Origin of the sequence: Paenibacillus cookii (assembly GCF_018333375.1) — a bacterium.
Classification (GTDB): Bacteria; Bacillota; Bacilli; order Paenibacillales; family Paenibacillaceae; genus Paenibacillus_AQ; species Paenibacillus_AQ cookii.
This window is the reverse complement of record NZ_BORW01000037.1, coordinates 1-26,837: the sequence shown is the minus strand read 5'-3', so window position 1 is coordinate 26,837 and position 26,837 is coordinate 1. Positions and strand designations below refer to the sequence as shown.

Here is a 26,837-nt window from a genome sequence, read left to right as displayed (position 1 = left end):
CTAGGATGTAACCGGGTCTAACACATTTAAGGGAACGGGAAGGAGCACGAAGATGCAGGAAACTATCATCCAGCCTGAAGCCTGGAGAGAAACGATTGCGCGGGTGCGCGGCCAAATCGGCGAAATCATCGTCGGCCAGCAGGAGGTCGTCGAGCAGATGCTCTGGTGCATTTTCGCGGGCGGGCATGCGCTGCTGGAAGGGATTCCGGGACTCGGGAAAACGATGCTTGTCCGCACCATTGCCGATACGCTGGACCTTTCCTTCTCCCGCATCCAGTTTACGCCCGACCTGATGCCAAGCGACATTACGGGAACCCAAATCCTGTCCTTCGGCAAGCAGGGCGAGACGGGCATGACGTTCCAGCGCGGACCGCTGTTCAGCAGCATCGTGCTGGCGGACGAAATCAACCGCGCCACGCCCAAAACGCAAAGCGCGCTGCTGGAAGCGATGCAGGAAAAAACGGTGACGGTCGGGAACGAAACGCATCGTTTGCCAAGCCCGTTTTTCGTGTTGGCGACGCAAAACCCGCTCGAAAACGAAGGCACCTATCCGCTGCCGGAGGCGCAGCTCGACCGTTTTCTCCTCAAAATCCTCGTGCCGTATCCAAGCGCCGACGAACTCAAGGAAATCGTCAGAAGAACGACCGCAAATCTTGCCCCGTCCATCGTGAAGCAGGCGGGACCGGAGGAGCTTTTGGAAATCCAGCATGGGGCAAGGGAGGTCCTGGTCGCTGACGATGTGCTCGATTATGCCGCCAGGCTGCTGATGATGTCCCATCCGGAGGAAGCCTCGGCCCCCGAAGGCGTCAAAAAATACGTGCGTTTCGGCTCCGGACCGCGCGGAATTCAATCCATTATATCGACCGGCAAGGTGCGGGCGGTTTGCCAGGGAAGAATGCATTTGGCGCAAAGCGACATTCACGCGGTGGCCGTGCCCGCGCTGCGGCACCGGATCTTTTTGAATTTCGAGGGACAGGCCCTCGGCATCACGACCGACCAGATCATAGGCGAAATGCTGCAAGCCCTCGGAGGGCGGCCATGACCAGCGCGCATCTGCTGCCTTCGGACTGGATGGCGCGCCTGGAAAGGCTCACGCTCGCTTCCGGCAGAAGGGTGGCGGGCACGCTTCAGGGCAAACGCCGTTCGAGCAGGCTCGGTTCATCCTTGGAATTTGCCGATTACCGCTCCTATGCGCCCGGAGACGACATCCGCCGCTTTGACTGGGGCGTGTATTCCCGCACGGGAAAACCGTTTTTGCGCCAGTTCATGGACGAGCAGGAGCTGATGCTGAGCCTCTATGTGGACTGTTCGGCTTCGATGGATTTTGGCGGCGCGCCGTCGCCGGATGAAAAAGGGGGCCGCAAGTCCGGAGAAAACAAGCTGCTTTTTGCCAAAAGGCTTGCCGCCAGCATCGGGTACATCGCCCTTTGCTCCTACGAGCGGGTCGGCGTCTGCTGCTACAGCGACGGGATCGACGCCCGTTTGCCCGTTCTGCGGGGGAAAGGCTCGGCGGTGCGGCTGTTTCGGTTTTTGCAGGACATGCCCCCCGGCAGGGAAGGAAGCTTATCGGCGGCGCTGGGACAACCCGGCGCAATCCCGCGGTTGAAAGGCATGACCTGGATCTTTTCCGATTTTTGGCTTGCCGAAGGCGAAGCCGACGTGGGAAACGCGCTTTCCCGCTTGGCGGGCGCCGGTCAGGAGGTCGTGCTGGTGCAGGTGCTGTCGCCGGAGGAAATCCGTCCGGAGCTTAGCGGCGATTTGCGTCTTGTCGACAGCGAACTGAACACCGGGAAAGAAGTGGCCATTACCGGACGGGTGCTCGAACGTTATCGGGAGGAGTTGCACCGTTACCAAAACGAGCTGCGAAAAATCGCATCGGAGCGCGGCATTTCCTTTGTCGCGTTGTCCAGCGGCATGACGCTTCAAGAAGCGGTGTTCGGCGCATTGGCCGGCTCGGGGCTAATCCGGGCGTAAGCCGGACTTGAATCCTAATGGGGGAAGGAGGAATCCGAGTGGGGATCGGTTCATGGCTGGGCCTCTGGTTCGGCCTGAGCATACCGGCGATTTTGGCGATGTATTTGCTGAAGCGCAAATTTTTGGACACGACTGTGCCAAGCCATTTGCTGTGGCAGCGGGTGATAAAAAACCTGGAAGCCAACCGGCCCTGGCAAAAGCTGCAAAACAGGCTTCTTCTTTGGCTGCAGCTCCTTGCCGCGGCATTGCTCGTTTTCGCCTTAATGAAGCCCTATGGGTCTGCTGCGGACATTGGCAAAGCGCATGTCGTGCTGGTGGCCGATACGTCGGGAAGCATGAGCGCACGTTCCGGTTCGGCACAGGGGCAACCGGGCGAGGAGAAGCTGGCGATGATGAAGCGGATGATCAAAGACTATCTCGAACACGAAGCCAAAGACGGCGAGATTACGCTGCTCGGCATGAATGCGGAGCCGAACCTGCTTATTTCCCGGGAAAAAGACCGCAGCCGCGCCTTGCAGGCCGTCGATTCGCTGGAACCCTATTTTGGAAGGGCCGCTTACGATGAAACGCTGTCCCTCGCTTCCGCGCTCACCCGGGATGAAACGGATGCCGAAGTCGTCGTGTTTACCGACGGGCAGTGGAGAGGGGAGCCGGACTCGGTGCCGTTTGGGGTTCCGGTGAAGGTGATGAACGTAGAGGCGGAAGCCGGTTTTAATCTTGCCCTCCGGCAATTTGGCGTTAAAAACGGAGCGGAAGGCAAAACGGCGGTGGCCGTTGTCGGCCAAAGCGGCGGGGCGGCAAAAGAAGCGAACGTCAACCTGTATGGCGACGGCAAGCTGCTGCAAACGGAAAACGCAATGCTGGCGCCGGGAGGAACGGCCACGCTTACGTTCCGGGAGGTGCCGGAGGCGGAAGTGTACCGGGCCGAAGTGGAGGAGGCGGACGATTACGCCGCCGACAACGAAGCGTACGCGTTTTCGGAGCGGAATGAAACGGCGCGGATTTTGCTGCTGACCCGGGGCAATCTGTTTCTGGAAAAAGCGCTGCAGCTGACGGGCGCCGAAGTCGTCAAAATGACGCTGCCCGGGAAAGAAGGCGAGGAGTCCGCTCCCGGCGGAGCAGGCAGGACAGCCGTTCCCGGAAACCCGCCGGATCTGGTCGTCATCGACGGGACGGCGCCGTCTTTTACGGCTCAGGACGATTGGAAAAAGCTGATGGAACGTACGCCGGTGTGGACGGTGGGAGGGGGCGAAAGCAAGATCGACGTGGGCGGAGCCCAGCCGAAGCTTGAAAGTCACCCGGTGAACCAATATGCGAGCTATAACGGCGTCTACATCGGGAGCCTCTTGAACCGGAAGCTTCCGGATTGGGCGTCCCCGATCGTCAGCATCGGCACCCACCCCGCGGTCATTGCGGGGACGGAAAACGGACAGCCGAGGTTGTCGTTTTTGTTCGACCTGCAGGATACGGATTTTCCGCTGTCGGCGGAGTTCCCGATCGTCGTTCATGAGGCGGTATCCTGGCTGACGGGAAGCGGAGGCCAAAATCTGGGGCGCCATACGGCTGGATCCCGGGTCGAAATCCCGGTCGCGGCCGATGCCGTTTCGGCCCGGTGGGTGGCCAAAGACGGACTGGCCAAAACGCTCCAGGTGCCGGAAATCCAGGCCGATGCGAACGAAAAAGGAATCAACGCGCTGCAGCAGCTGCCTCCGGTTCCGGGGTTGTACGTTTTTGAGCAGCGGAATCGCGAAGGACAAATGACGGAGTATTACGCCGAAGCGTCGGCCGATCCTTTCGAGGGGAAGCAGGGAACGCCGAATGCCAAGCTTGCGGCGATAGGCCAAACGGCGGACGGGAAGGATGCGGCCGCCGGCAAGGCGGCTGAAGTAGCCGCGGACAACAGCCGCGGGGAGCGGCGCCAAGCACCGCTGATGACGCTGCTTGCCTGCCTGGCTTTGCTCGTTATTCTCGCGGAATGGGGGGTGTACCAGCGTGGGCGTTCAATTTAATCATCCCTGGCTGCTGCTTCTGCTGCTTCCGCTGGCGGCGTTGATGCTGTACGCATTCAAATCGGATTACCGGCTGTCCGGCGCACGGAAAATAGGGGCGGCGACCGTTCGTTCCGCCGTGATCCTGCTGCTGGTGCTGGCCATTTCCGGTCTGCAATCGTATACGGTCCTCGAGCAAAAAAAGGTCGTGTATGTCGTGGACCGGTCCGCAAGCATGCCGGAAGCCGGGCCGGCCGAAGATTGGGTGCAGAAATCGGCGGCTTCGAAAAAGGAAGCCGACGCCGTCGGCGTCGTCTCTTCGACGCTCCAAGGTTCTTACGAGCAGAAGCTGCTGAATCTGCTGCCGGACCCGTTCCGGCTCAACGCCGCCGGAAAGCCGGAGTTCACCAACCTGGAGTCAGGCCTTATGTTGGCAGGGAACCTGCTGGGCGGCAGCGGAGATTCCAGGATCGTGCTGATCAGCGACGGCAAGGAAAACGTCGGCAGCATGCTGGCCGCAGGGCGGATGCTGAAGGACCGGGGAATTCCCGTCGACGTGCTGCCGTCGCCTTCCCGGCAGCTCCAAGATGTCTCGGTGGAGGAAGTTACCGTGCCCTCTAAGCTATACCAAGCCGAATCCTTTTCGATCGAAGTGCTCGTCAGGAGCACTTACAAAGGCCGCGGCGAACTGAGGCTCTACGAGGACAGCCGGGAAATCGGCAGGGAAACGGTGGATATCCGCGCAGGCGAAAACCGTTTTGCCGTCAAAGCGTTCGCGAAACAGACCGGACTCCACCGTTACCGGGCGGAAATGTTCATGGACGGCGACGGCCAATCGGCGAACAATGCCGGTTATGCGTTCACCCGCGTGGACGGTCCGCCGAAGGTGCTCATCGTGGAAGGCAAAAAGGGGACCTCCGGGAACATTGCGGCCGCGCTGCAGTCCGGACTCGTGAAGTATGATATCTTGCCGAGCCCCGCGCTGCTGCCGACGGAGCTTGCGAAATATGCCGCCTACGATTCGATCATCTTTAACGACGTATCCGGGGATCAGGTCGGCGAACGGCGGATGGAAATGATCGAGCAGGCCGTCAAAAGCTATGGCATCGGTTTTATGATGGTCGGCGGCGAGGATTCCTTCGGCATGGGCGGTTATTTCAAAACGCCGATCGAACGGGCTTTGCCGGTATCGATGGAGCTCGAAGGCAAAAGGCAAATCCCGTCGCTGGGACTCATCCTCGTCATCGACCGCTCGGGCAGCATGTCCGGCTATAAAATGGAGATGGCCAAAGAAGCGGCGGTCCGGACCGTCGAAATGCTCCGGTCCAAGGATACGGTCGGCGTATTGGCTTTCGATACCAACAATTGGTGGGTCGTCCCGCCCATGACACTGAACGATAAAAAGCAGGAAGTGATCGACGAAATCCAGTCGATCCAAAGCGACGGGGGAACGGACATTTATCCCGCCGCCGCTTCCGCGGTAGAGGAAATGCTGAAGATCCAGGCCCAGCGCAAACATATCATCCTGATGACGGACGGACAGTCCGCGGGCAACGGCGGATACGGGCCGCTTATGGATCAGATGAACGACGCCAAAATTACGATGTCCACGGTAGCCGTAGGCAGCGACGCGGACGTCAACCTGCTCCAAACGCTTGCCGATGGAGCCAAAGGACGGTTTTACATGGCGTTTGACGAGACGACGATTCCGGCGATTTTCAGCCGCGAAGCGGCGATGATCTCGAAATCGTATATTGTGGACAAGCCGTTTGTTCCCGCGCTGCAGGATCCGGGCGACTGGAGAACGTTGTTTGAGGACGGCGTGCCGCAAATTTACGGTTACGTGGCAACGACGGCCAAGCCCGCGGCCCAGACGGTGCTGACCAGCCCCGAACCGGATCCGCTTCTTGCCCGCTGGCAGTACGGCTCGGGCCGGACGGTGGCCTGGACGAGCGACATGATGGGGAAATGGTCGAAGGATTGGGTATCCTGGCCGGCATTTTCCAACGTGCTGACGCAAATGGTGAAATGGACCTTCCCGCAATTTGCCGCTTCCCCGTACGATGTCAAAACGCAGGTCGAGGGCAACAAGGTGCGGTTCGAAGTAAGCTCCGCCTCCGGAACCGGGCCCGAGCAGCTGCGGGCGGTCGTGACCGGCGATGAGCTGGAGCCGGTGGCAACGGAGTTGGTTCAGGAATCGCCGGGCACTTACAGCGGGGAGATGACGGTGGAGCAGCCCGGATCTTTCCTGCTGTCGCTGGAAGACGGCAGCGGCCAAAACGTCGCCATGCCGACGGGGCTGATCGTTCCGTATTCTCCCGAATACCGGATCGAAACCGGCGACGCGGAGCGGGAGCTACAACGTCTCGCCGACATGACCGGCGGGCGCGTGTTGTCCTGGGACCGGCCGGAGGAGCTGTTTGCGGCGCCTCCGCGCCCGAGCCGGCAGTTGCATGATCTCCGTTATGCGCTGCTGGCCGCGGCCCTGATGCTTTGGGTCGCGGATGTCGCCGTGCGCCGCCTGGCCCTCCCGTGGGGCCGGATCGGCGCAAGCCTGGCCGCCGCGCTGCGCAGGCGGCCGCAGCCGGCCGGCGGGGCCGAAGCCCCGGACGCCGGCCTGGGCAGGCTTGCCGCGCGGAAACAGCGCGCGGCAGCCTTTTACGGCGGCGGCGAACGCCCGGCGCCGCCGCCCGAACCGGCGCAGCCGCAGGCACGCGCCGGGCAGCGGGAAGCCGGAGCGGAGCGTCCGGCTTCGGAGGCCCGCCCCGCGGCGCAGAGCCAGAGCGGCGCGCGCGGGCGGGAAGGGGCCCGGCCGCCTGCGGCGGGGCCGGGCCAACCGGCGGCGGCCGAAGCGAAGCCGCCGCAGGACGAGCGGTCCGCGGCGATGGACCGCCTGCTGGCCGCGCGCAAGCGTAACTCGCGTTAGCTGCGCGCCGCCAGGGGGCATAGCCGCGGCCAGCTGAAAGCCGGCGTCGCCTATGCTCCGTCAGCAAGCCGGCGACGTTCAATCGGCACAAAATGGCCTTGAGGTATTTTGCTCCGACCGTCCCCGGTACAAACCTGTTGAGCGGGATGTTCCTCCAGGATGGCGTGCAACCCGGATAACTGTAACCCACTTTGGCCGCGGCTAAGAGTGGGTTATTTTCGTTGCCCCTAAGGACCTCATCCGGGAGTCCCTTTTTTGGCAAAAAAAGTTTGTTCTGCCGCTCGCTCCAAGACAGCCATCATGCGCCGGACGGCGATCCGGGAATTAAGATTCGTTCTTGCGGTCTTTAGTTTTTCGGGCCATGCGCCTTCCGGCTCAAAAAAAATTTTGTGACAAATGTTGTGCAAAAGGAGGGGAATCCCGACGGAACATGTGACCGCTTTAATCCGCGGTATATTACGATTTTGCAACCTTCCGTCCGCTGTCAATTGTTGCCGCATAATGACGTTCGCTGCAGGGAATGGTGATAAAGGATATGGAAAAGAAGACTGCCAAGTGTTACAATAAGTCAAAATGAAACATTCAAGCGGAGCTTCTTAAAAATCCGTAAGCGGGAGAAGGCTTTTGCGCTTTCTTTTGTCGTGTTATTGCAGCTGGTTCGCCCGGTTACGCGATTTGGCGCCGCTGGCTTTACCTCATCCGAAAACCTTTAAGGAGGATACACATGACTGACAAAAATCAGACAATCGATAACCTATCGATTACGACCATCCGTACGCTGGCCATCGATGCCATCGAAAAGGCGAAATCCGGTCATCCCGGCATGCCAATGGGCTCTGCTCCAATGGGATACCAACTGTTTGCCAAAACGATGAACCACAACCCGGAAAATCCGACTTGGATCAACCGCGACCGGTTCGTCCTGTCCGCCGGACACGGCTCCATGCTGCTGTACAGCTTGCTGCACCTGAGCGGCTATGATCTTCCTATGGAAGAATTGAAGCAGTTCCGTCAATGGGGAAGCTTGACTCCAGGCCACCCTGAATTCGGGCATACCGCCGGCGTTGACGCTACGACGGGTCCTCTCGGCCAAGGCATTGCGATGGCTGTCGGCATGGCGCTTGCCGAAACGCAGCTGGCTGCAACGTACAACAAAGATCAATACAAAGTGGTCGACCACTATACTTACGCCATTTGCGGCGACGGCGACCTGATGGAAGGCGTAGCTTCCGAAGCTGCGTCCCTTGCCGGTCACCTGAAGCTTGGCAAATTGATCACGCTTTACGATTCCAACGACATTTCCCTGGACGGCGAACTGAACCTGTCCTTCTCCGAAAGCGTGCAAAAACGCTTTGAAGCTTACGGATGGCAAGTGCTGCGCGTAGAGGACGGCAACGATTTGGCCGCGATCGAAAAGGCGATTGCCGAAGCGCAAGCCGAAACGGAAAAACCGACCCTGATCGAAGTGAAAACGGTCATCGGTTACGGAAGCCCGAACAAGCAGGGCAAAGGCGGCCATGGCGGTACGCACGGTTCCCCGCTTGGCGCCGAAGAAGCGAAGCTGACCAAAGATTTCTACAAATGGGTATACGAAGAAGACTTCTACGTGCCTGAAGAAGTGCGCGAGCATTTTGCGAAAGTAAAAGAACGCGGCATCCAAACGAACAAGGCTTGGGACGAGCAGTTCGCGGCTTACAAAAAAGCTTATCCGGAACTCGCTGCCCAATTCGAGAGAGCCGTTGCCGGCGAATTGCCTGAAGGCTGGGATAAAGACCTGCCGAAATACGCCGTAGGCGACAAAGCCGTATCCACTCGCGTGGCATCCGGCAATGCGCTGAACGGGCTGGTAGGCAACGTGCCTCAGTTGCTCGGCGGATCCGCCGACCTTGAAAGCTCCACGATGACGCACTTGAACGGCGTGGGCAACTATACGCCGCAAAGCCGCGACGGACGCAACATTTACTTCGGGGTACGCGAATTCGGCATGGCTGCAGCCATTAACGGTATGATGCTGCATGGCGGTCTGAAGCCGTTCGGCGGTACGTTCTTCGTATTTACGGACTACCTGCGCCCTGCGGTACGTTTGTCCTCGATCATGAAACTGCCTGTGACTTACGTTCTGACGCATGACAGTATCGCTGTCGGCGAAGACGGACCAACGCACGAGCCGATCGAACAACTGGCTTCCCTGCGCATCATCCCTGGATTGACGGTCATTCGTCCGGCTGACGGCAACGAAACGTCCGCGGCTTGGGCTTATGCGGTCGAAAACAAGGAAAATCCGGTAGCGCTGGTGCTCACTCGCCAAAACCTGCCGATCCTTGAAGGAACAGTTGAAAAGGCAAGAGAAGGCATCAAGCGCGGCGCTTACGTCGTATCCGACGCGAAAAACGGCAAACCGGTTGCCCAAATCATCGCAACGGGTTCCGAAGTTCAACTGGCTGTCAAAGCCCAGGAAGAACTCGCCAAAGAAGGCATTGAAGTTCGCGTCATCAGCATGCCAAGCTGGGATCTGTTCGAAAAACAGGATCAGGCTTACAAAGATTCCGTGATCCTGCCTGACGTCAAAGCCCGTCTTGCGGTGGAAATGGCGCAAACCTTCGGTTGGGAACGTTATGTCGGAGACAAAGGCGATATCCTTGGCATCACGACCTTCGGTGCATCCGCTCCTGGGGACATCGTCATGAAAGAATACGGATTTACGGTAGAAAACGTCGTTAAACGCGTCAAAGCGCTGCTTTAATACGTTCGCTATCGGCATCGATCTAAGTTTCATGGGATAAGGAGCAGTGGTATTCATGTCGGAATTCAACAACGCGACGGTTGTCAAAGCCGCGAATATTTATTATGACGGTCAGGTCACGAGCCGGACCGTCATCCTGGAAGACGGAAGCAAGGTTACGCTGGGCATCATGCTTCCGGGCAAGTATGAATTCGGTACGGAGGGTCCTGAAATCATGGAAATCCTCTCCGGGAAGCTTAAAGTGCTTTTGCCGGGCCAAGAAGCTTGGCAGGACATTGACGGCTCCGCGAAGTTCCATGTGCCCGCCCACTCGAAGTTTGCCCTGGAAGTGTTTGGCGTAACGGATTACTGCTGCTCCTACCCGGAGGAAGCTTAAGACGTTCCCCATGCTAATGGGGGCGGCCGAATCCGAAAAACGAATAATTATAAAAGGGTAAGACTGCGTCATACGCAGCCTTACCCTTTTAGTCATCTTTTCAAGAGGGCCCTTGGCAGGTTCGAACATCGGGATTGCCGAAACTTCGATGCATACGGGCGGAGGAACGGGCCAAACTTATTCCAGCGGCTTGCCGCCGATCGTTTGGCCGATCCAAGCTTCGTAGCATTTGACGACGGCAGACAGGTCCTCGTCGCCGTAACCTTGCGTCGCTCCGGCCTGGAACAGGCTTTTGGCCATGTTCAGCATCGGCGCGGGAATGCCGGAAACGTCGGTCAGGGAGGAAGCGAGCTTGAGGTCCTTCAGCATTAAGGCCAGCGAAAACTGGTTGCTGAAATCGGCTTCGATGATCTTGCGGCCTTTCAGATCCGCGGCTTTGCTTCCCGCGGAACCAAGCTGAACGAGCTCCAGGAAGCTGTCCGCAGGGATGCCGGATTTGGCGGCGATGGCGAAACCTTCGGCGAGCGCAAGGTTGTTGATGCCGACCATAGTGTTATGCGCCAGCTTGGCAACGGAGCCGCTGCCGTTCGGTCCCATGTGGATGATCTTTTTGCCGAGGGTATCCAGCACGTCGGTCACGTTTTGGAGCACGGAAGCCTCGCCGCCGACCATAAACACGAGCGTGCCGTCGATCGCCGCCGGTTTGCTGCCGGTCACCGGGGCATCCAGGAAGTAAGCTCCAAGCTCCCCGACGGAAGCCGCGATTTCCTTGACCAGTCCGGGGGAGATGGTGCTCGAATCGATGACGGTCACGCCGGCCTCCAGCGAGCGCAGAATGCCGTCTTCGCCGTAAAACACCTCGCGGATGGAATCGTCGTTGCTGACCATCGTGATGACGACGTCCCGGCCGGCCGCGGCTTCGCGCGGCGTTGCGGCGGCGGCTGCGCCTTCGGCGACAAGCGGCTCGCATTTGGACGGCGTGCGGTTATATACGGTTACTTCGTAGCCCTTTTTTAGAAGATTGGAAGCCATCGGCGCTCCCATGGTTCCCAGTCCGATAAAGCCTATTTTTTTCATAGCAGATCACCTTTTCTTTCCGTGGAGGAACGCGCGAAGGGGCTTCGGATGAAGCCCCCGGCGCATCCCGGAGAATTTATGAAGCTGGATCTATTTTACCATGAAGCCCGGCCGGCATACCACGAGGAGACGCTTTTCATGGAAGCTTTCTTTCGTGCTTGCTAGCGGCAAGAAATTACAGTATCCTATTCTAAAGCTATTTTTTAGAGCGTGGAGTAGAGATGAAACCAGGAGGTACAGACAAATGTCAAAACCGTTGAAATTCGATTACAGCAAAGCCCTTGCGTTCGTCAACCAACATGAAGTGGATTATTTCGCCGATCCCATCCGGCTGGCTCACGAGCAGCTGCACAACAAAACCGGCGCAGGCTCCGACTACCTGGGATGGATCGATCTGCCGACGGCATACGATAAAGAAGAATTCGCCCGCATCCAAAAAGCGGCGGCCAAAATCCAAAACGATTCCGACGTCCTGATCGTCATCGGCATCGGCGGTTCCTACCTCGGCGCGCGCGCGGCGATCGAAGCTTTGTCGCATTCCTTCTATAACTACCTGCCGAAGGACAAGCGCAAAACGCCTGAAATTTATTTTGCCGGCAACAACATCAGCTCGACGTACGTAACGCATTTGCTCGACCTGATCGAAGGCAAGGATTTCTCCGTTAACGTCATCTCCAAATCCGGAACGACGACGGAACCGGCGATCGCATTCCGCATTTTCCGCGCAGCCCTGGAGAAAAAATACGGCAAGGAAGAAGCGAAAAAACGCATTTACGCCACCACGGACCAAGCAAAAGGCGCGCTCAAAAAGCTTGCGACCGAAGAAGGCTACGAGTCCTTCGTGATTCCTGACGACGTGGGCGGACGTTATTCCGTGCTGACCGCGGTAGGCCTGCTGCCGATCGCAACGGCCGGCATCGACATCGAAGAAATGATGAAAGGCGCTGCCGACGCGGCCAAAGAATACAGCAACCCGAACGTGGCCGAAAACGAAGCGTACCAATACGCTGCCGTTCGCAACGCGCTCTACCGCAAAGGCAAAGCCATCGAGATTCTCGTGAACTACGAACCTTCTTTGCACTATGTATCGGAATGGTGGAAACAGCTGTACGGCGAAAGCGAAGGCAAGGACTACAAAGGCATTTATCCTGCTTCCGTCGATTTCTCCACCGATCTGCATTCCATGGGTCAATTCATTCAGGAAGGCAGCCGGAACATTTTCGAAACCGTCATTCAGGTGGACAAGGTTCCTCATGAAATTACGATCGAAAGCGATCCGGACGATCTGGACGGCCTGAACTTCCTCGCCGGCAAGACGATGGATTTCGTGAACAAAAAGGCTTTCCAAGGCACGATGCTGGCACACACCGACGGACAGGTTCCGAACCTGATCGTAACCGTGCCGGATCTGACGCCATATTCTTTCGGATACCTGGTTTATTTCTTTGAAAAAGCTTGCGGCATCAGCGGTTACCTCTCCGGCGTGAACCCATTCGACCAGCCGGGCGTTGAAGCTTACAAGAAAAATATGTTCGCATTGCTTGGCAAACCAGGCTATGAAAAAGAAAAGGCTGATCTGGAAGCCAGACTTTCTGAATAACGACGCATCTTAAGCATAGACATAAGGCAGAAGGAAGCAGTTCACCGGTTGGAAAAATACGGGGGACTGCTTTCTTGCCAATCTGGGAAAGGGTACCGAAGGACATGATTGAACGTTACCGTACCGTTCGCAGGAGCGGGGAAAAAGAAATCGTCATCAAGAAGTCGCGCTTTATCGGGCATATCATGCCGGTTGAAAGCGAAGAAGATGCAAACGCTTTTATCGAGGATATCCGCAAAAAACACTGGAACGCCACGCATAACTGCTTCGCCTACATGATCGGGGAGCGTGACGAAATCCAAAAGCAGTCCGATGACGGGGAGCCCAGCGGAACCGCGGGCAAGCCGATTCTCGAGGTCATCAAAAACCAGGGCCTGAAAAACGTGGCGATCGTCGTCACCCGGTATTTCGGCGGCATCATGCTCGGGGCGGGGGGATTGATCCGGGCCTACACGGACGGCGCCGTCGCGGCGATTGAAGCCGGGGAAGCGATTACTCGTGTACTTCATCGGCAAATTTTTGTAGAATTAGATTACACGTGGCTCGGCAAGGTTGAAAATGAGCTTCGGAACCGCGAGGTTCGCATGGGGGAGACACGTTTTACGGACAAGGTAACGCTGGAATGCCTGCCGCTGGATGCGGAAAAGGATGCGTTCATGTCGTGGATGGTGGATCTGACGCAGGGTCAATCCCTGATTACGGAGGGTGAGCAGCTTTATTTTATTGAAGGGGAATAAGGTCTATGGCAAGAAGAGCAGTGGAACAGGAGTTATCCAGGGAGAGGATTCTGGAAGCAGCCAGACATTTGTTCGTCACAAAGGGCTACAGGGCCATCTCCATGCGCAGTATAGGTCAGCATTTAGGTTACAGTCATGGTTCCTTGTATTATCATTTTAAGGAAAAGGCGGAGCTGTTTTACGCTATCGTCGTGGAGGATTTCAACAACCTGGCGGTTCAGCTGAAAAAGGTCATCAAGGCCTCCCCGGTTCAGGATTTGACCAAGGTGGAGCAGCTCATGCTCGAGTTTATCCGCTTTGGCCTGGACCATCCGTACCAGTACGAGATCATGTTCATGATCCGGGACGAAGAGCTGTTGTCCTACTGCCGTACGGAGCAGGGGCGCTGTTTGGAATTGTTTGCATCCATCGTGCGCCGTTACATGAACGAAGAAAAGCACGGCCAGGATTTCTGCCGGAATCTTCCGCTGACACTGTTTTTGTCTATGCATGGCTTCATCTCGTATTACATCCAAGACCGGGTTACTTTTGAGGAAGTGAAGCCCGCAGCGCTCGCGCATGTCAAAATATGCTGCGAATGCTTGCGGTAGCTATGGTTTGGCCGTCCGAGATTTGATGAACATTCCGCAAAGCGCGGTTCATTCGCTGGGAAGATGCCCCGGTGCCATTTTTGGGCGGGTTTATGCCGCCTCCTCCGAATCCCCCAAAACGACGACACCGGGATCGGCGGACAAGAGAAAATTCGTGAATCGGCCGTCTCTTGACGGACGTTTACTTTATAGCACTAAATTGTTATTGCGTCAAAGCGATCGTGCAGATGGGATGGTGAAGGGGATAGGCGGAACGGCCTGAACCCCAACGCCTGTTTTGTTTTGGATGCTTGCTTCCGTTTGCGTGGATCTAAGTTACCCCTGCATGATTTTGACATGGTACTGCCTGCGGCGGGGACCGTCGAATTCGCAGAAATAAATGCCCTGCCAGCGGCCGAGCAGCAGATCGCCTTCGGCGATGATGACCGTTTGGGACGGCCCGCAGGTGATCGATTTTAAATGCGATGCCGTATTGCCTTCCATGTGACGGTATTTCGGATGTTCCCACGGATAGACTTCGTCCAGCCGCATCAACACGTCCCGCTTGACGTCCGGATCCGCGTTTTCGTTAATGGCGATTCCGGCGGTGGTGTGCGGGCAATAAATCAGCACCGTGCCTTCCTTGATTCCGCTTTTTTGCACGAGCGAGCGGACTTCCCGCGTAATATCCCTCATTTCGTCGCGGCCGGCAGTGGTCAATTCAAGCGTATGCAGCATAATATGGATTCTCCCTTCTTTTTCTCCAAAACGATTTGATGATTGACGGCAACTTAACCACTTCGCCGCAGCTATTTTCAATTCCTTTTGCAGTGTACATTATTTTCTAATTTCCATACAAACTTACATATTGACGATGACAAACAGTTTTTGGTAAAGTATCTCTTAAGTGAAAAGCCGAGTATACAAATAGGAATTCAATTCATTTTATTAAAAAACCATTTTGATGACCATATGCACCATACGCGCAATAGGCGCATTGCGTCACGCGGATTCAAAAAAACGGGGAGGAAAGCCGTATGAATACATTGCTGCGACATAAGGGCTGGACCTGGGGGTTCCGCAGCACCCTGCTTTTATATTTTCTGCTGCTGGTGATCCTTCCTTTGCTTGGCGTCTATTATCATTCCTTTTCGGAAGGCTGGCGCCAATTTGCGGAAAGCGTTACGGATCCGATTGCCTGGAAGGCCGTTTTGCTGACGGTCCGGCTTGCGCTCGTCGCGGCCGTCATCAACATGCTGATCGGCACGATGATCGGATGGGTGCTGGTACGCTGCCGTTTTCCGGGAAGAACGCTGCTGAACAGCCTGGTGGATTTGCCATTTGCGCTTCCGACCGCCGTGGGCGGACTGATGATCCTTTTGCTGCTCGGACCCGCCAGTTGGGTCGGCCAGGCTGCCGGAGCGCTGGGATTCGATATCGTGTTTCATCCGCCCGCGATCATTATCGCGATGGTATTCGTGACGTTTCCGTTCGTGATCCGCGCGGTACAGCCGCTGCTGGAGGAAATTGATCCGTCCGAGGAGGAGGCGGCAAGAACGCTGGGAGCGTCGGGCTTCAGAGTCTTTTTTCAAGTGGTGCTGCCGTCCATGCTGCCCGGCATATTAAGCGGCGGCATGCTTGCCTTTTCCAGGGCGCTGGCGGAATTCGGGGCGGTCGTGCTGGTGGCGGGCAACATCCCCGGACGGACGCTGGTCGCTTCCGTGTATATATACGGGGAAGTCGAAAGCGACCATACGGCGGGCGCGGCCGCGGTGTCGATCCTTCTGCTGACGTTGTCCTTCATCATTTTATGGGTTGTGAACTGGGTACAGACACGGGGGAAAAATCAATGAATAAACTCTGGATCGTACTTACTTATGCCGTATTTACCGTTCTTTTGATCATTCCGCTCGTTAAAATGACGACGGCCGCCTTCAGCGGCGGGCTTGGGGCGCTGGGAGACGCGCTGTCCCGGCCGGAGGCCCTTCACGCGTTTATGATGACGGCGCTTGTGGTCGTCACGGTCACGCTTTTGAACACGCTGCTCGGGATGATGACGGCGGTTTACCTCGTACGCGGCAATTGGATGAGCCGATGGTTGAGAAGGCTGATGAACAGCCTGGTCGATTTGCCTTATGCGGTGTCTCCCGTCATCGGCGGTTTGATGATCGTTCTGCTGCTTGGCCCGGGCAGCGCCGCCGGAGCTTTTTTTGACCATATCGGCTTCAAGATCGTCTACGCGTTTCCCGGCATGGTCATCGCGACGCTGTTCGTGACGTTCCCGCTTATGGTGCGCGAGGTGATGCCCGTTTTGCAGGAGATCGGCACGCAGCAGGAGGAAGCGGCTTCCACGCTCGGGGCTTACAGCTGGACGACGTTCTGGAAGGTGACGTGGCCGTCGATCCGCTGGGCGGTCATTTACGGCGTGGTGCTGACGATCGCCCGGGCGCTCGGGGAGTTCGGCGCGGTGCTGGTCGTTTCCGGCAATATCATCAACCGTACGCAGACCGCGACGACCCTCATTTACCAGGACGTCGAAAACTTCAACGTCACTTCGGCCAACGGGGCGGCGCTGGTGCTGGCGGCGTTTTCGATCGGGCTCATGCTGCTGATGGAATGGGCGAAAAAAAGAAGGGGAGTGCACTGATATGCATATTGAGGTTCGCGGTTTAAACAAGCATTTTGGCAGTTTCCACGCCGTCAAGGACGTGAGCTTTGACATTGCGAAAGGCCATCTGATCGGGCTGCTGGGACCGAGCGGCGGCGGGAAAACGTCGGTGCTCCGAATGCTTGCCGGCCTGGAGCAGCCGGATGCCGGAGAGATTTTGTTCCATGGGGAACCGGTCACCGATCTGCTGCCGCAGGAGCGCGGGATCGGCTTCGTCTTTCAAAACTATGCGCTGTTCAAGCATATGACGGTGTTCGACAACATCGCGTTCGGGCTTAAAGTGAAAAAGGTGCCGAAAGCGGTTTTGAAGGAGCGGGTGATGGAGCTGGTGGAGCTGACCGGTTTGTCCGGCTTCGAAAAGCGATATCCCCATCAGCTGTCCGGCGGGCAGCGGCAGCGCGTCGCTTTTGCCCGGGCGCTGGCCCCCGAACCGCAGCTGCTGCTGCTGGATGAGCCTTTTGCGGCCATCGACGCCAAAATCAGGCAGGAGCTGCGCTCCTGGCTGCGCGAGCTGATCGAACGCGTGGGCATCACCTCGATTTTCGTGACGCATGACCAGGATGAAGCGATCGAGGTCGCCGACGAGATCATGATCATGAATCAGGGGCGCCTGGAGCAGAAAGGAACGCCTTGGGACATATACAAAGAGCCGAAAACGCCATTCGTCGCGTCGTTCATCGGGGAATCGACGATCATCGACGACGTGTCGGAGCTTCGGGGCTTTGAGGAAGCGGGATCGGGCGCAGGAACGCGCGCGCTCATACGGCCCGAATACATCGAAGTCGGTGATGCGCATGAATTCACCATGCCTTCCGCCACGGAGGAAGGGGTCGTGCACCGCCTTCATTTCCGCGGCAGCGAGTGGATGGTGGAGGTGGAGGTCGGCGGCCATAAGCTGATGACCTACCGCTCGCTGGAGAAGCCGTCGTTGACGCCGGGACAGCATGTGAGGGTGCTGGTGCACCGCGCGTATATGTTCAACGAGGAGCGGAGCTGGATGGAGGAGAACCGGCTGAAGGTCGATCCGATGCCGGTGATGATCTGAAAATTGACTGCTTCACGTGTGACGAAGAAGCCGCCGCGATTACGATCGTCTGCTCGTCTTTAAAATAATTGTGGTGCTCAGGAAAAATTATTAAGGTATGGCGCAAGGTGACGCTGCGGTTACGGATCGTTCTTCCGATCGCTGTTGTCTCCAAATTTCTCTTATTTTGTTTATCGAAAACGTAGAAATTCGGAGACAAAGGCGAACGCTACGCTTCTTCAGATCGATTCCGTCCCCTCCGCTACTTTTACGCTTATTGTCAAATACCTAATAACTTATGAGCCGGTTCGGAGTAGCCTGTCCTTACGAAGCGCGCTTTCCTCCGAAAGATTCCCAGACGACCTCCGCAGCTTCGGAAGATTTGTTTCAATCCCCTCCGATACGTTCGCTTTTACATGTTCTAATGTGAGTTCATCACAATTTTTTAAAATCAGGAGGAAGCGCATATGAAACCATCCTTAAGCCGGTTGAAAGTGAATATGTCGGGTCTGCTCGCCTTCCTTCTGCTGATGTCGGCCCTGCTGTCCGGATGCAGCCGGGAAACCGCCACGGAAGCCAGCGCGGCTCCGGCGAGCGGGAAAGAGGTCACGCTGGTCATCGGCGCTTACAGCATCGTCAAGGACGCCATGGCGGACATTTTGCCCAAGTTCCAGCAGGAATGGAAAGCCAAGACCGGGCAAACGGTCAAATTCCAGGAATCCTATGAAGCGTCCGGTACGCAGGCCCGCGCGATCATCGGCGGCTTTGAGGCGGACGTGACGCTGCTTGCGATGGAAGGAGACGTCGATAAGCTGGTCAAGGAGGGGCTCGTCAGCAAGCAGTGGCGAGACGCTCCGGACGGCGGCATGATTACGCGCTCCATCGTCGCTTTGGGCACGCGGGAAGGGAACCCGCTCGGCATCCGCGATTTTACGGATTTGACCAAACCAGGCGTCAAGGTACTGTATCCGAACCCGCAAACCTCCGGAGGGGCCCAGTGGGATATCAACGCCATTTACGGAGCCGGACTGAAGCTTTCGGAGGAGCAGGGACAAAAAGATCCGGCATACGCCAAAGCCTTTTTGGAGAAGGTGCATCGGAATATCGAATCGCTGGACAAAAGCGGCAGGGCGTCCATGGCGGCCTTCGAATACGGCGTCGGCGACGTGGTCGTGACCTACGAAAACGAGCTGCTCGCCCGCATCAGGCAGGGGCAAAAATATGACGTCATCATCCCTAAATACACCATCAAAATCGAAAATCCCGCAGCGGTCGTCGACAAGTACGCCGATCAGCACGGAACGCGCAAGGTAGCGGAGGCTTTTGTAGAGTACCTACGAAGCAAAGAGGCGCAGACGGTGTTTGCCGAATACGGCTTCCGGCCGGTGAACGAAGAGGTGCTGAAAGCCAACGAAAGCCGGTATCCGGTGCCATCCGGATTGTTTGACATTTCCTATCTGGGCGGCTGGGACGAGGTGCGGGAAACGCTCTATTCCAAAAAAGGAATCTGGTATCAGGTGCTCGCCGGCATTTAACCGAAAGCATCTTCGGGCAAAAGCCGCCGGTCAAGGACGGGAAATTGCGGCTAACATGTTGGCTTGACTCTAGAGGGACAACAAGCGGGATTATGCCTGTATGGCAGATCCCGTTTTTTTGCGCAGAGCGATATCGCCGGTATTCGGCGGGCACCCCTTTGCGCGGCGTGATACAATATAAGCATTCCATGAGGTTTGAATGGCCCGGAACATGATAGGCGCCAAAAGGGGCGTGGAGGAGGAAAAACAGAATGGATACGCTTGTGTTTTTGGGAACCGGCGACGCGATGGGCGTGCCTCGGGTTTATTGCGAATGCGACGTATGCAGGGAAGCAAGAACGACGGGAATCAACCGCCGATTGCGCTCGCTCGTGATGGTCGAGGGGCCGGAAGGCGGCTTTTTGATCGATTGCGGTCCGGATTGGCGAGGCCAGATGGAAAGCCAAGGGATTCGTTTTGCCGAAAAAATATTGGTGACGCACGCGCATTTCGACCATATCGGAGGACTTCCGGAATGGGCGGATGCCTGCCGCCGGCTGGGCCGGAAAGGGGAGCTGTACGCCCCGCAGGAAGTGATCGACACGATCCTGAAGCAGTTTCCATGGCTTGCGAGACATTTGATGACGACGGCGGTCGATAAGGGGATCGAACTGGGCGGTTGGAAGATTCAGGGCTGGAAGGTATGCCACGGCTACAACGGGTTCAGCTACGCGTACCGGCTCGAAAAAAACGGCTTCCGCTGGGTGTACTGCTCCGATTCCATCGGTTTGAACGAGAAGGAAAAACAGCCTTTGCATGATTTGGATTTGCTGGTGCTGGGGACAAGCTTCGTGCATGAAACGGCTCCGTACGAGACGCGTTCCGTCTATGACATGCGGGAAGCGGCGGAGCTTCTGGCCGAGGTTCGCCCGAAACGGGCGCTCTACACGCATATGTCCCACGACGTCGATTTGAATCGGGATATACCGCTGCCGCCGAATGTGGCGCTTGCGCGCACCGGCATGAAGGTGGATTTGGCCTGAAACCGTGCGCCAGCTAAACGTAAAAAACAGCCGCAGGGGTTCGGAAACGAACCTGCTCTGCGGCTGTTTTTTTATCCGTGCAAGGATACGATGCGGCTTAGGGTCATGGATCGACACGAGCGGACTTCGGCCTCAGGCGTTCAAAACAAACTTCTCGATTGCAGCCTTTACGCCGTCCTCGTTGTTGCTGAGCGTCACGTAATCGGCAATATCCTTCAGTCCTTGAATAGCGTTGCCCATCGCCACGCCAAGGCCTGCGGCCTCCAGCATCTCGTGGTCGTTCCAGGAGTCGCCGATGGCCATCGTTTCTTCCAGATTCACGCCAAAATGGTTGGCGAGGAAGGTCAGCGCATGTCCTTTCGTGCCTTCGCGATGCATAATCTCAAGGAAATGCGGCTTGGACTTGGTGATATGCACCTCGCTGCCGAGCAGCTCGCGGAAAATAGGGATCAGCTTGTCCAAATAATCAGGGTCGTCGATGATCAGCATTTTCGGCGTCGGCTGTTCGACCAGCTTTTCAAAATCCGGTTCGATATAATACGGCGTCCGGTTCAGATTGCAGTAGTCGATCAGCTTCTGGTTTTCCTCGCGCGCGTACAGCTTGTCGTCGATGTATACCTGCAGGTGGAGATCATGCTGAATGCAGTATTCAAAAAGCTTATGCGCCGCGTCTTTGGGGACGTAACGCTCGTAGAGCACCTTTTCGTCCATCAGGTTTTTGACGAGCGAACCTTGATACGTAATGATCGGCACGTTCAGGCCGGTCTGGCGGGCGATGGCTTGAGCGGACGCGTAAGCGCGGCCGGTGGCCAGCGTCACGACGGCGCCTTTGGCGATTGCGGCCTCCAAAGCCTTTTGCGTGGCAGGGGTCACTTCCTTGTCATCGTTGATGAGCGTGTCGTCGATGTCGATGGCGATCAGTTTGTACATGATGGCTTCTCTCCCTTTTTCTATAGTATCCGGCTTCCTTTATTGTACCGTAGGGGGCGCGGATTTCAATTCCGCAATAATCATGCCTGCGAAAATAAACAGGCAGCCGACCCCGGCGGCGACGCCGAGCGTCTCTCCCCCGAACCACAAGCCGGTAAGGGCGGCAAAAACCGGTTCCATCGCAAAAATGACCGCCACCCGGGACGGGCTCGTATATTTTTGGCAGACGGTTTGAATCCAGAACGCAAACGCGCTGGTAGGTCCGATCGAAACGGCCAGCGCCCATAACACCTCCGGCTGCAGCAGCTTGTCCATCGTTTGGGCGGCGGGCCCCATATCCTCGAACAGCAGCGATCCGATCAAGCTAAGCAGGCCGACGACGGCCATTTGCAGCGCAGCCAGCGGCAGCGCGGGATATCGGGGCGCAAAAATGCCGGTATAGGCGATATGAAGGGCGAACCCGATCGCGCACAGGAAGACGAGAACATCCCCTTTGTTCATTTCAAACGCGGAACCGGCAAAGGTCAGCAGGTACAGTCCACAGGCCGCCAGCAGGGCGCTCAGCCACGTAAAACGCGAAATCGGATGCTTGAGCAGGATCAGGGCCAGGAAGGGCACCAAAACGACCGATAACCCCGTGATAAAACCGGCATTGGAGGTCGTGGTGTACAGCAGGCCGACCGTTTGAAACGCATAACCCAAAAACAAAAAGAGACCCAGCAGGCAGGCATGAAGCAGCATGCGGATGCTGACGGCACGCCACTGGCCGCGGTAAAACACCGTGATGATCAAAGCAAGCAACACCGCCGCCCCGACGAAGCGGATGCCGTTGAAAGCCAGCGGAGGCAGCACCCTCACGGCATGCTGGACGATCAAGAACGTGCATCCCCACATCGCGGCGACGATAAGCAGGCTGAGATCGGCAAGACGAGAGCGGTTCAATGAAGTCATTCCTTTCATGCATGAACCCCGGGCGCTTCCTATCAGCCCCAAGGCAAGTGACCAAATTGTATCGCAAATCCGCCGGGCGGACAAGAAAAATTGCCGCAAAGCTACCTGACCTTAAACGGGAAACCTGCTATAATGTGGGGTGAAACGGAGTTGATGACATGGCCAAAAAACGAAAACAGGATGCGGCCGTGAAGCCGCAGGCGGCGGACAAGCCGGCAACCCTGAAAGATCTTTTGAGCAGCGAGGTGCTGAGCAAGCTGAAGCAGCAGTCGGAGGAATTAAAAGCCGAGCAGCAAAAGCAAAAGGAAGCCGAGCTGAAAAAAGCGGAGGAAGCGCGCAAAGCCGAGCAAAAACGCCGCGATAACGACTTTGAATATTTGCTTGAAAACAGCAATATGGATTGGAAGAAATATAAATGACCGACGGAAAAGCTGCCCACACGGGCAGCTTTACGTATGTCGCGTCAGGCTTATGATTTAGGGGCGGGATCGGTGATTCATGATCATGGCCCGTTCGTTGAACTCCCGGGACTCATGCGGCCCTGAACGCTCCGCTTTTTAAGCCTTACCCCGTAATATCGCATCGCCCGCGGCACTCCTTTGATTTCCAGCCGCCCCTCATAAATGAGATGCCGGAGCCGGTACTCGAAAAAGACATCCCCGATATAGTCGTCCCACATGCCGATGGCTTGGCCGATCACGCGGGCCGCTTTGATGAATTCATGCTCCGGCAACCTGTGCTGAAGTTCCTCTACCGTTCGAAGCAAGTAGGCATCAAGGTAGTCCACGCCGACGCTCCGGAGATCATCGTCTTCCCACAGACGCAGCGTCTCGTGCCGACCGGACAGCTTTAGCCATTTGTCCTCCAACTGCCGCCGGGTCTCGCCGGGGATCGGGTCTTCCTGTTCGGCCTCCATGTATACCTCTTGCAGTTTTTCAGGGGTGATCTCGCCCGTATGGTTGTACTTGCACCAATAATCCGGCATGTTGTATTTTTTGCCGCAGGCTTCGTCCGCATCGATGATATGGATGGGGTTCGGATGGTGCCGCAGCAAATAGACGGCCCACAGCAAGCCCGTCCGCTCATGGGCATTTTTACAGCTCAAAATGACGATTCGCGCTTCCGGGGGAATCCCGGACAGCTGCTTTACGAGCTCCCCATGGTATTCTTCATAGCTAATCCCGTCATCTTTTCGGGACTCGTTGATGTGATCCCTGAACCATTCCTCCCTGCGTTTTCGGCCTTCTTCCGTATGAAGATCATGCAGCGGGCCAAACGCAAAATAATCCAGGTCGAACGAAACGATTTTGTCCGTGTCGACACGGCCCAGCGCCTCAATCACGCATTTTAGGCTTCCAGCGGGCGAGCGGCCGAAGACCACATGGACTGTTTTTGTGCCCGTATCGGGCTGCCAGCGGCGGACCTGGTTTTGGCGGATGTCAAGAAGATGGTCGTACATCTCTTTTAGAAAAGGGTACAGCTCTTCTTTTGCAAGCTGGTCATTTGCAGCGGCCTCTACCTGATGAAACGTCAGCAACAGCAGCTGCTTCAGTTCTTGCGCGGAAAGCCGGTTCAATGCTTCTTTCATCTTCACGATATTGTCCATCTTCCGAATCCTTTCTTTCCGAAATGACTGCATAACCTGGAACGCCGCCGCCTTAACCGCTTAAGACTGTCGGTGTTTTAGCCGATATTGATGCGGTGTCGACCCGGTTTTTCTTTTAAAAATGCCGTGGAAAAATTTCGGGTCCTGGTACCCGGATAGTTCGGCGATGTAGGGGATTTTAAACGAAGTTTCGCGCAGCAGGCGGCAGCTCCGGTCAATCCGGACATTCTGCAAATACGTCAGAAACGTCACGCCGCAGTACCGCCTGAACATGCGCTGGACGTATCCGGCAGAAACGTTCAGCTGTCCGGCCAACTTTCCGATCGTAAACTGGGATTCGCCGCAGCGTTTATGAACGATGCTCAGCATTTCTTCGAACAACGGGTCTTGATTGCAAGCCTCCCCGGTGCTGAATAGTTGGCGGTCGAGTAGTCCCAGCAATTCCAGCAGCTTTCCGCATAGGATGGCCCGGTAGCCATCCGCTTTGCGGATATATTCGGAGTACAGGCCGGTAAAAAGCAGCGCGAAGTCGCCGCTATTGTCCGTCGTTCTCAGCCAGGAGGGCGACGAGTTTTCGTCAGACGGCAGCGACAGGTATTCGAGAAGCCGCTGAGGGATCGGGACCGATTCGGACCATTTCTCGATCGTCCGCGGATGAAAAACGCAGTTATAGATGACGATCGGCTCCTTCGGCGACACCGCGGTTGGCCGAAACACATGCGTCGTTCCGACGGGCAGGAGAAAAACGTCGCCTTTCTCCGCGTCGACCCGATCTTCGCCGATATAATGGAATCCCCGCCCTTCGGCGACGTAATTGATTTCGACGAAATCATGGCCGTGCTGCGGCGTTTCGAATGACTCCGCGATCCGGTTCACGAAGATGCTTTCATTCGGGTTCAGCAACGAATCGATCTGCATGATCACAAACGAGCTTGTTCTCAAAGGAAATCCTCCCTTTAGAAATGATCCGGTATCCCCTATTTAAATGCAATGAATGCCCGATTTTTTGCGTTCTTTGGTTCATTATACAATAGGCAGAAAACGGATACACTCGAGGCGAAGGAGGAGGTGAGCGAACATTTCTAATAAATATATATGGATGCGTCATTAGCTGTTTTTTTCCATTCGACTTTTGCTCCTAATGTCTCAGCGATAAATCTGAGGATTACATAAAAAGTACTGTTGTCTGGATTAAAACTAGGGACCTGATTCAGAACTTGAACTTTTCCATTTATGTAAGCCTCATTGGCATTATGAATAAGTTTTATGGATGTTTCACCTTTTGTTGCGGTAGCTGACTTCGTCTTATTATCCCAAACTACAGTCATACCGAATTTTTCAAAAATAGGCCTCATCGGGACTAAGGTGGTTCCACTGTATGTGACGCTTGCGTAAATATCCATTTTCTCATTATTTATGAAGATTGAAGGTTTTTCTCGGGAAGCAAAGGCCGCATTTACCCCAAGTATCATGGAAATGGCCATAGTCGAAATGAATAATTTTACCGTAGTTTTCATGTTGCAAATTCCTCCTTTGAAGTTTAATAGTATCCATTGCCTATTAAATACGTTATTTATATAACGACTATCTACGGTAATTGTTACGGTGTTATTAATGTCGCGAGTAACATAAGCATGATCGGGGATAACTCGAGGAAGAAATGCCTTCCGTATGGTAACGCGAGCAGGGCCTTTTGCCAGGCCGAGCCTGCAACCACTAATGAAAGTGTTCGAGTTGTTTCTGTGGATGGCCTAAAAGGTTTACGTGAAACTGATTTTTTAAAGCTTCGATAAAGCCTTGATATGCTTGTAATTTCGGGCGCAGCACGAGTTTAACAAACTATTAGATTGGCCATAGTGGAGGTCGATTCAATTTAGTTATTTTTATTGTTTAATTTATAAGATGAACCCTAAATGAACATTTCTGTGAAATTGGCGTCTAATGAGTATACTGAAGATTTTTGGGAGGTTTGTTATGTTTAAAAAATGGACTGTATCTTTACTTGCTTCGGCGGTGTTGATGGTGCCTACATTTGCAGCTTCCAGCTTTGCAGATGGCGCGCCTGTTCAATTAGATAGTGGAAAATTGCAAAACAATCGGGTGCTGATTCCATTACGTTCTGTTTCGGAGCATATGGGCGCGAAAGTTGATTGGAATCAACAAACCAAGCAAATCACAATTACCAAGGATAGTACGACCATAAAACTCACCATTAATTCCCCGAAAGTGTCGGTCAACCAATGGCAGGTGACGCTGGATGTTCCGGCAAAATTATATGGCGGGGGAATGACATACGTTCCGCTGCGTTTTGTTAGCCAAACGCTTGGGGCAGAGGTTGGATGGGATCAGCAGGCCAAGCAAGCAACGATTACAACGGCAGATCAACAAATTGTTGTAAGTCTTGATCAAAAAGTTGAGGTTCCGTCTGCTAAACGAATTACCGATCAACGCCTGAAAGTATTGGTTGGTAAATTAAATGAAGCAACTGATATTTCTTCCATTAAACAAGTTCGCGCTTACTTCAGCCCTTATTTTACAGATCGTTTTATTAACTCCATTATCCTGAACAAGGGACTTGAAAATAAGAATAAGTTTGAAGTCATTTTCCAGTCAGGAACTACGTATAAAGATAGTAGTACTGCAACGGTTATTCAATCTTCCGGAACGAATTCAAATAACCAGACCCTTTATCGACGTGCTACTCTAGTTTATACGGATAAAGGTTGGAAGGTGGATGGTGTTTCTTTTCAAATGGTAGACGAAATAGTAAATCCTTAACATACCCGCAGCCCGTTCTAAAAGAACGGGCTAAACGTATTTTACTGGTAAACTTCTAAAATCGGTTGTTCAAAATAAAGGATTGGGTACGGCAATTACTTATACAGCCCCCATTACCTTGCCTGAGTATATCAGCCAGACAAAATGGAAGGTGGATCATGTTAGCAGCGGATCTCGAACTCTTATTACAGGATACGCATTATATGAATGAGCGTTTTGCAGTAATCTGAGGCCTTGAGCCGTAAGGATTTTCGGACATAAAAAAGGGACTTCACCCCAACTTGGAGAAGTTTTCAAGTGACCAAACCCAAAAACCTCAAGGATGGAGGAAGT

At 55.3% G+C, this 26,837-nt stretch carries 24 protein-coding genes; 17 read left to right on the top strand and 7 right to left on the bottom strand.

Translation table 11 applies throughout. The annotated features are described in order from the left end of the window. Nucleotides 1-52: 52 nt before the first annotated feature. The 7 genes from KI367_RS22965 to ppnP all read left to right on the top strand — a co-directional run bounded on the left by KI367_RS22965 (nucleotide 53) and on the right by ppnP (nucleotide 10,007). Entirely contained in the window at nucleotides 53-1,042 is a 990-nt protein-coding gene (locus KI367_RS22965; protein ID WP_212952298.1) for an AAA family ATPase, read from the top strand. Further along, nucleotides 1,039-1,974 carry a DUF58 domain-containing protein gene (locus KI367_RS22960; protein WP_212952297.1) on the top strand — a complete coding sequence of 312 codons (936 nt, stop codon included), beginning with the start codon at nucleotides 1,039-1,041 and terminating at the stop codon, nucleotides 1,972-1,974. The genes KI367_RS22965 and KI367_RS22960 overlap by 4 nt, the downstream gene beginning before the upstream one ends. A 38-nt stretch (nucleotides 1,975-2,012) precedes the next feature. After that, the gene (locus KI367_RS22955) at nucleotides 2,013-3,983 is read left to right on the top strand and encodes a vWA domain-containing protein (protein ID WP_212952296.1); all 1,971 of its coding nucleotides are present in this window, start codon (nucleotides 2,013-2,015) and stop codon (nucleotides 3,981-3,983) included. After that, on the top strand, nucleotides 3,967-6,888 hold the full coding sequence (locus tag KI367_RS22950) for a VWA domain-containing protein (RefSeq protein WP_212952295.1): 2,922 nt from the start codon (nucleotides 3,967-3,969) through the stop codon (nucleotides 6,886-6,888). Before KI367_RS22955 ends, KI367_RS22950 begins: the two co-directional genes overlap by 17 nt. Before the next feature lie 255 nt (nucleotides 6,889-7,143). Beyond that, nucleotides 7,144-7,281, top strand: a complete 138-nt coding sequence (locus tag KI367_RS22945) for a hypothetical protein (protein ID WP_212952294.1) — start codon at nucleotides 7,144-7,146, stop codon at nucleotides 7,279-7,281. A 331-nt stretch (nucleotides 7,282-7,612) separates the two neighbouring features. Next, the gene (gene tkt / locus KI367_RS22940) at nucleotides 7,613-9,631 is read left to right on the top strand and encodes a transketolase (RefSeq protein WP_212952293.1); all 2,019 of its coding nucleotides are present in this window, start codon (nucleotides 7,613-7,615) and stop codon (nucleotides 9,629-9,631) included. A 55-nt stretch (nucleotides 9,632-9,686) separates the two neighbouring features. Continuing rightward, on the top strand, nucleotides 9,687-10,007 hold the full coding sequence (gene ppnP / locus KI367_RS22935; RefSeq protein ID WP_212952292.1) for a pyrimidine/purine nucleoside phosphorylase: 321 nt from the start codon (nucleotides 9,687-9,689) through the stop codon (nucleotides 10,005-10,007). A gap of 177 nt (nucleotides 10,008-10,184) precedes the next feature. On the opposite strand, the gene KI367_RS22930 is transcribed toward ppnP, so the two are convergent. Further along, nucleotides 10,185-11,084 (bottom strand): NAD(P)-dependent oxidoreductase, encoded by a 900-nt coding sequence (locus tag KI367_RS22930; protein WP_036715390.1) that lies wholly within the window; start codon nucleotides 11,082-11,084, stop codon nucleotides 10,185-10,187. Between the two features lie 244 nt (nucleotides 11,085-11,328). Here KI367_RS22930 and KI367_RS22925 point away from each other — a divergent pair, with 244 nt between their 5' ends. The 3 genes from KI367_RS22925 to KI367_RS22915 all read left to right on the top strand — a co-directional run bounded on the left by KI367_RS22925 (nucleotide 11,329) and on the right by KI367_RS22915 (nucleotide 14,011). After that, nucleotides 11,329-12,684, top strand: a complete 1,356-nt coding sequence (locus KI367_RS22925) for a glucose-6-phosphate isomerase (protein WP_036715391.1) — start codon at nucleotides 11,329-11,331, stop codon at nucleotides 12,682-12,684. A gap of 104 nt (nucleotides 12,685-12,788) precedes the next feature. After that, the gene (locus KI367_RS22920; protein WP_036715401.1) at nucleotides 12,789-13,421 is read left to right on the top strand and encodes a YigZ family protein; all 633 of its coding nucleotides are present in this window, start codon (nucleotides 12,789-12,791) and stop codon (nucleotides 13,419-13,421) included. 5 nt (nucleotides 13,422-13,426) lie between these two features. Next, nucleotides 13,427-14,011, top strand: coding sequence for a TetR/AcrR family transcriptional regulator (locus KI367_RS22915; protein ID WP_036715393.1), 585 nt, complete (start codon nucleotides 13,427-13,429; stop codon nucleotides 14,009-14,011). A gap of 315 nt (nucleotides 14,012-14,326) precedes the next feature. Here KI367_RS22915 and KI367_RS22910 read toward each other — a convergent pair whose 3' ends face one another. After that, the gene (locus KI367_RS22910) at nucleotides 14,327-14,728 is read right to left on the bottom strand and encodes a secondary thiamine-phosphate synthase enzyme YjbQ (RefSeq protein ID WP_036715394.1); all 402 of its coding nucleotides are present in this window, start codon (nucleotides 14,726-14,728) and stop codon (nucleotides 14,327-14,329) included. Nucleotides 14,729-15,027: 299 nt separating this feature from the next. Between KI367_RS22910 and cysT the strand changes: the two genes are divergently transcribed. The 5 genes from cysT to KI367_RS22885 all read left to right on the top strand — a co-directional run bounded on the left by cysT (nucleotide 15,028) and on the right by KI367_RS22885 (nucleotide 20,239). Further along, nucleotides 15,028-15,843: a sulfate ABC transporter permease subunit CysT gene (gene cysT / locus KI367_RS22905; protein WP_036715395.1), complete on the top strand. Its 816-nt coding sequence runs from the start codon at nucleotides 15,028-15,030 to the stop codon at nucleotides 15,841-15,843. Then, nucleotides 15,840-16,637 carry a sulfate ABC transporter permease subunit gene (locus tag KI367_RS22900; RefSeq protein ID WP_036715396.1) on the top strand — a complete coding sequence of 266 codons (798 nt, stop codon included), beginning with the start codon at nucleotides 15,840-15,842 and terminating at the stop codon, nucleotides 16,635-16,637. The genes cysT and KI367_RS22900 overlap by 4 nt, the downstream gene beginning before the upstream one ends. Before the next feature lies 1 nt (nucleotide 16,638). Continuing rightward, nucleotides 16,639-17,703 carry a sulfate/molybdate ABC transporter ATP-binding protein gene (locus KI367_RS22895; protein ID WP_212952291.1) on the top strand — a complete coding sequence of 355 codons (1,065 nt, stop codon included), beginning with the start codon at nucleotides 16,639-16,641 and terminating at the stop codon, nucleotides 17,701-17,703. A 446-nt stretch (nucleotides 17,704-18,149) separates the two neighbouring features. Next, the gene (locus tag KI367_RS22890) at nucleotides 18,150-19,217 is read left to right on the top strand and encodes a sulfate ABC transporter substrate-binding protein (RefSeq protein WP_036715398.1); all 1,068 of its coding nucleotides are present in this window, start codon (nucleotides 18,150-18,152) and stop codon (nucleotides 19,215-19,217) included. Between the two features lie 251 nt (nucleotides 19,218-19,468). Next, entirely contained in the window at nucleotides 19,469-20,239 is a 771-nt protein-coding gene (locus tag KI367_RS22885; RefSeq protein WP_212952290.1) for an MBL fold metallo-hydrolase, read from the top strand. 132 nt (nucleotides 20,240-20,371) lie between these two features. On the opposite strand, the gene KI367_RS22880 is transcribed toward KI367_RS22885, so the two are convergent. After that, nucleotides 20,372-21,169, bottom strand: a complete 798-nt coding sequence (locus KI367_RS22880) for a Cof-type HAD-IIB family hydrolase (RefSeq protein WP_036715721.1) — start codon at nucleotides 21,167-21,169, stop codon at nucleotides 20,372-20,374. Between the two features lie 39 nt (nucleotides 21,170-21,208). Then, entirely contained in the window at nucleotides 21,209-22,111 is a 903-nt protein-coding gene (locus tag KI367_RS22875) for a DMT family transporter (protein ID WP_212952289.1), read from the bottom strand. A gap of 167 nt (nucleotides 22,112-22,278) precedes the next feature. On the opposite strand from KI367_RS22875, the gene KI367_RS22870 reads away from it, so the two are divergent. Continuing rightward, the gene (locus KI367_RS22870; RefSeq protein ID WP_212952288.1) at nucleotides 22,279-22,539 is read left to right on the top strand and encodes a YqkE family protein; all 261 of its coding nucleotides are present in this window, start codon (nucleotides 22,279-22,281) and stop codon (nucleotides 22,537-22,539) included. Between the two features lie 83 nt (nucleotides 22,540-22,622). On the opposite strand, the gene KI367_RS22865 is transcribed toward KI367_RS22870, so the two are convergent. From KI367_RS22865 to KI367_RS22855, 3 genes are all read right to left on the bottom strand, one after another. Then, nucleotides 22,623-23,726, bottom strand: a complete 1,104-nt coding sequence (locus KI367_RS22865; RefSeq protein ID WP_197070100.1) for a DUF1835 domain-containing protein — start codon at nucleotides 23,724-23,726, stop codon at nucleotides 22,623-22,625. A 60-nt stretch (nucleotides 23,727-23,786) separates the two neighbouring features. Then, on the bottom strand, nucleotides 23,787-24,668 hold the full coding sequence (locus KI367_RS22860; protein WP_212952287.1) for an AraC family transcriptional regulator: 882 nt from the start codon (nucleotides 24,666-24,668) through the stop codon (nucleotides 23,787-23,789). A gap of 140 nt (nucleotides 24,669-24,808) precedes the next feature. After that, the gene (locus KI367_RS22855) at nucleotides 24,809-25,243 is read right to left on the bottom strand and encodes a copper amine oxidase N-terminal domain-containing protein (protein WP_212952286.1); all 435 of its coding nucleotides are present in this window, start codon (nucleotides 25,241-25,243) and stop codon (nucleotides 24,809-24,811) included. Between the two features lie 457 nt (nucleotides 25,244-25,700). Between KI367_RS22855 and KI367_RS22850 the strand changes: the two genes are divergently transcribed. After that, nucleotides 25,701-26,504 carry a stalk domain-containing protein gene (locus KI367_RS22850; RefSeq protein WP_212952285.1) on the top strand — a complete coding sequence of 268 codons (804 nt, stop codon included), beginning with the start codon at nucleotides 25,701-25,703 and terminating at the stop codon, nucleotides 26,502-26,504. The last annotated feature ends 333 nt before the right edge of the window (nucleotides 26,505-26,837 follow it).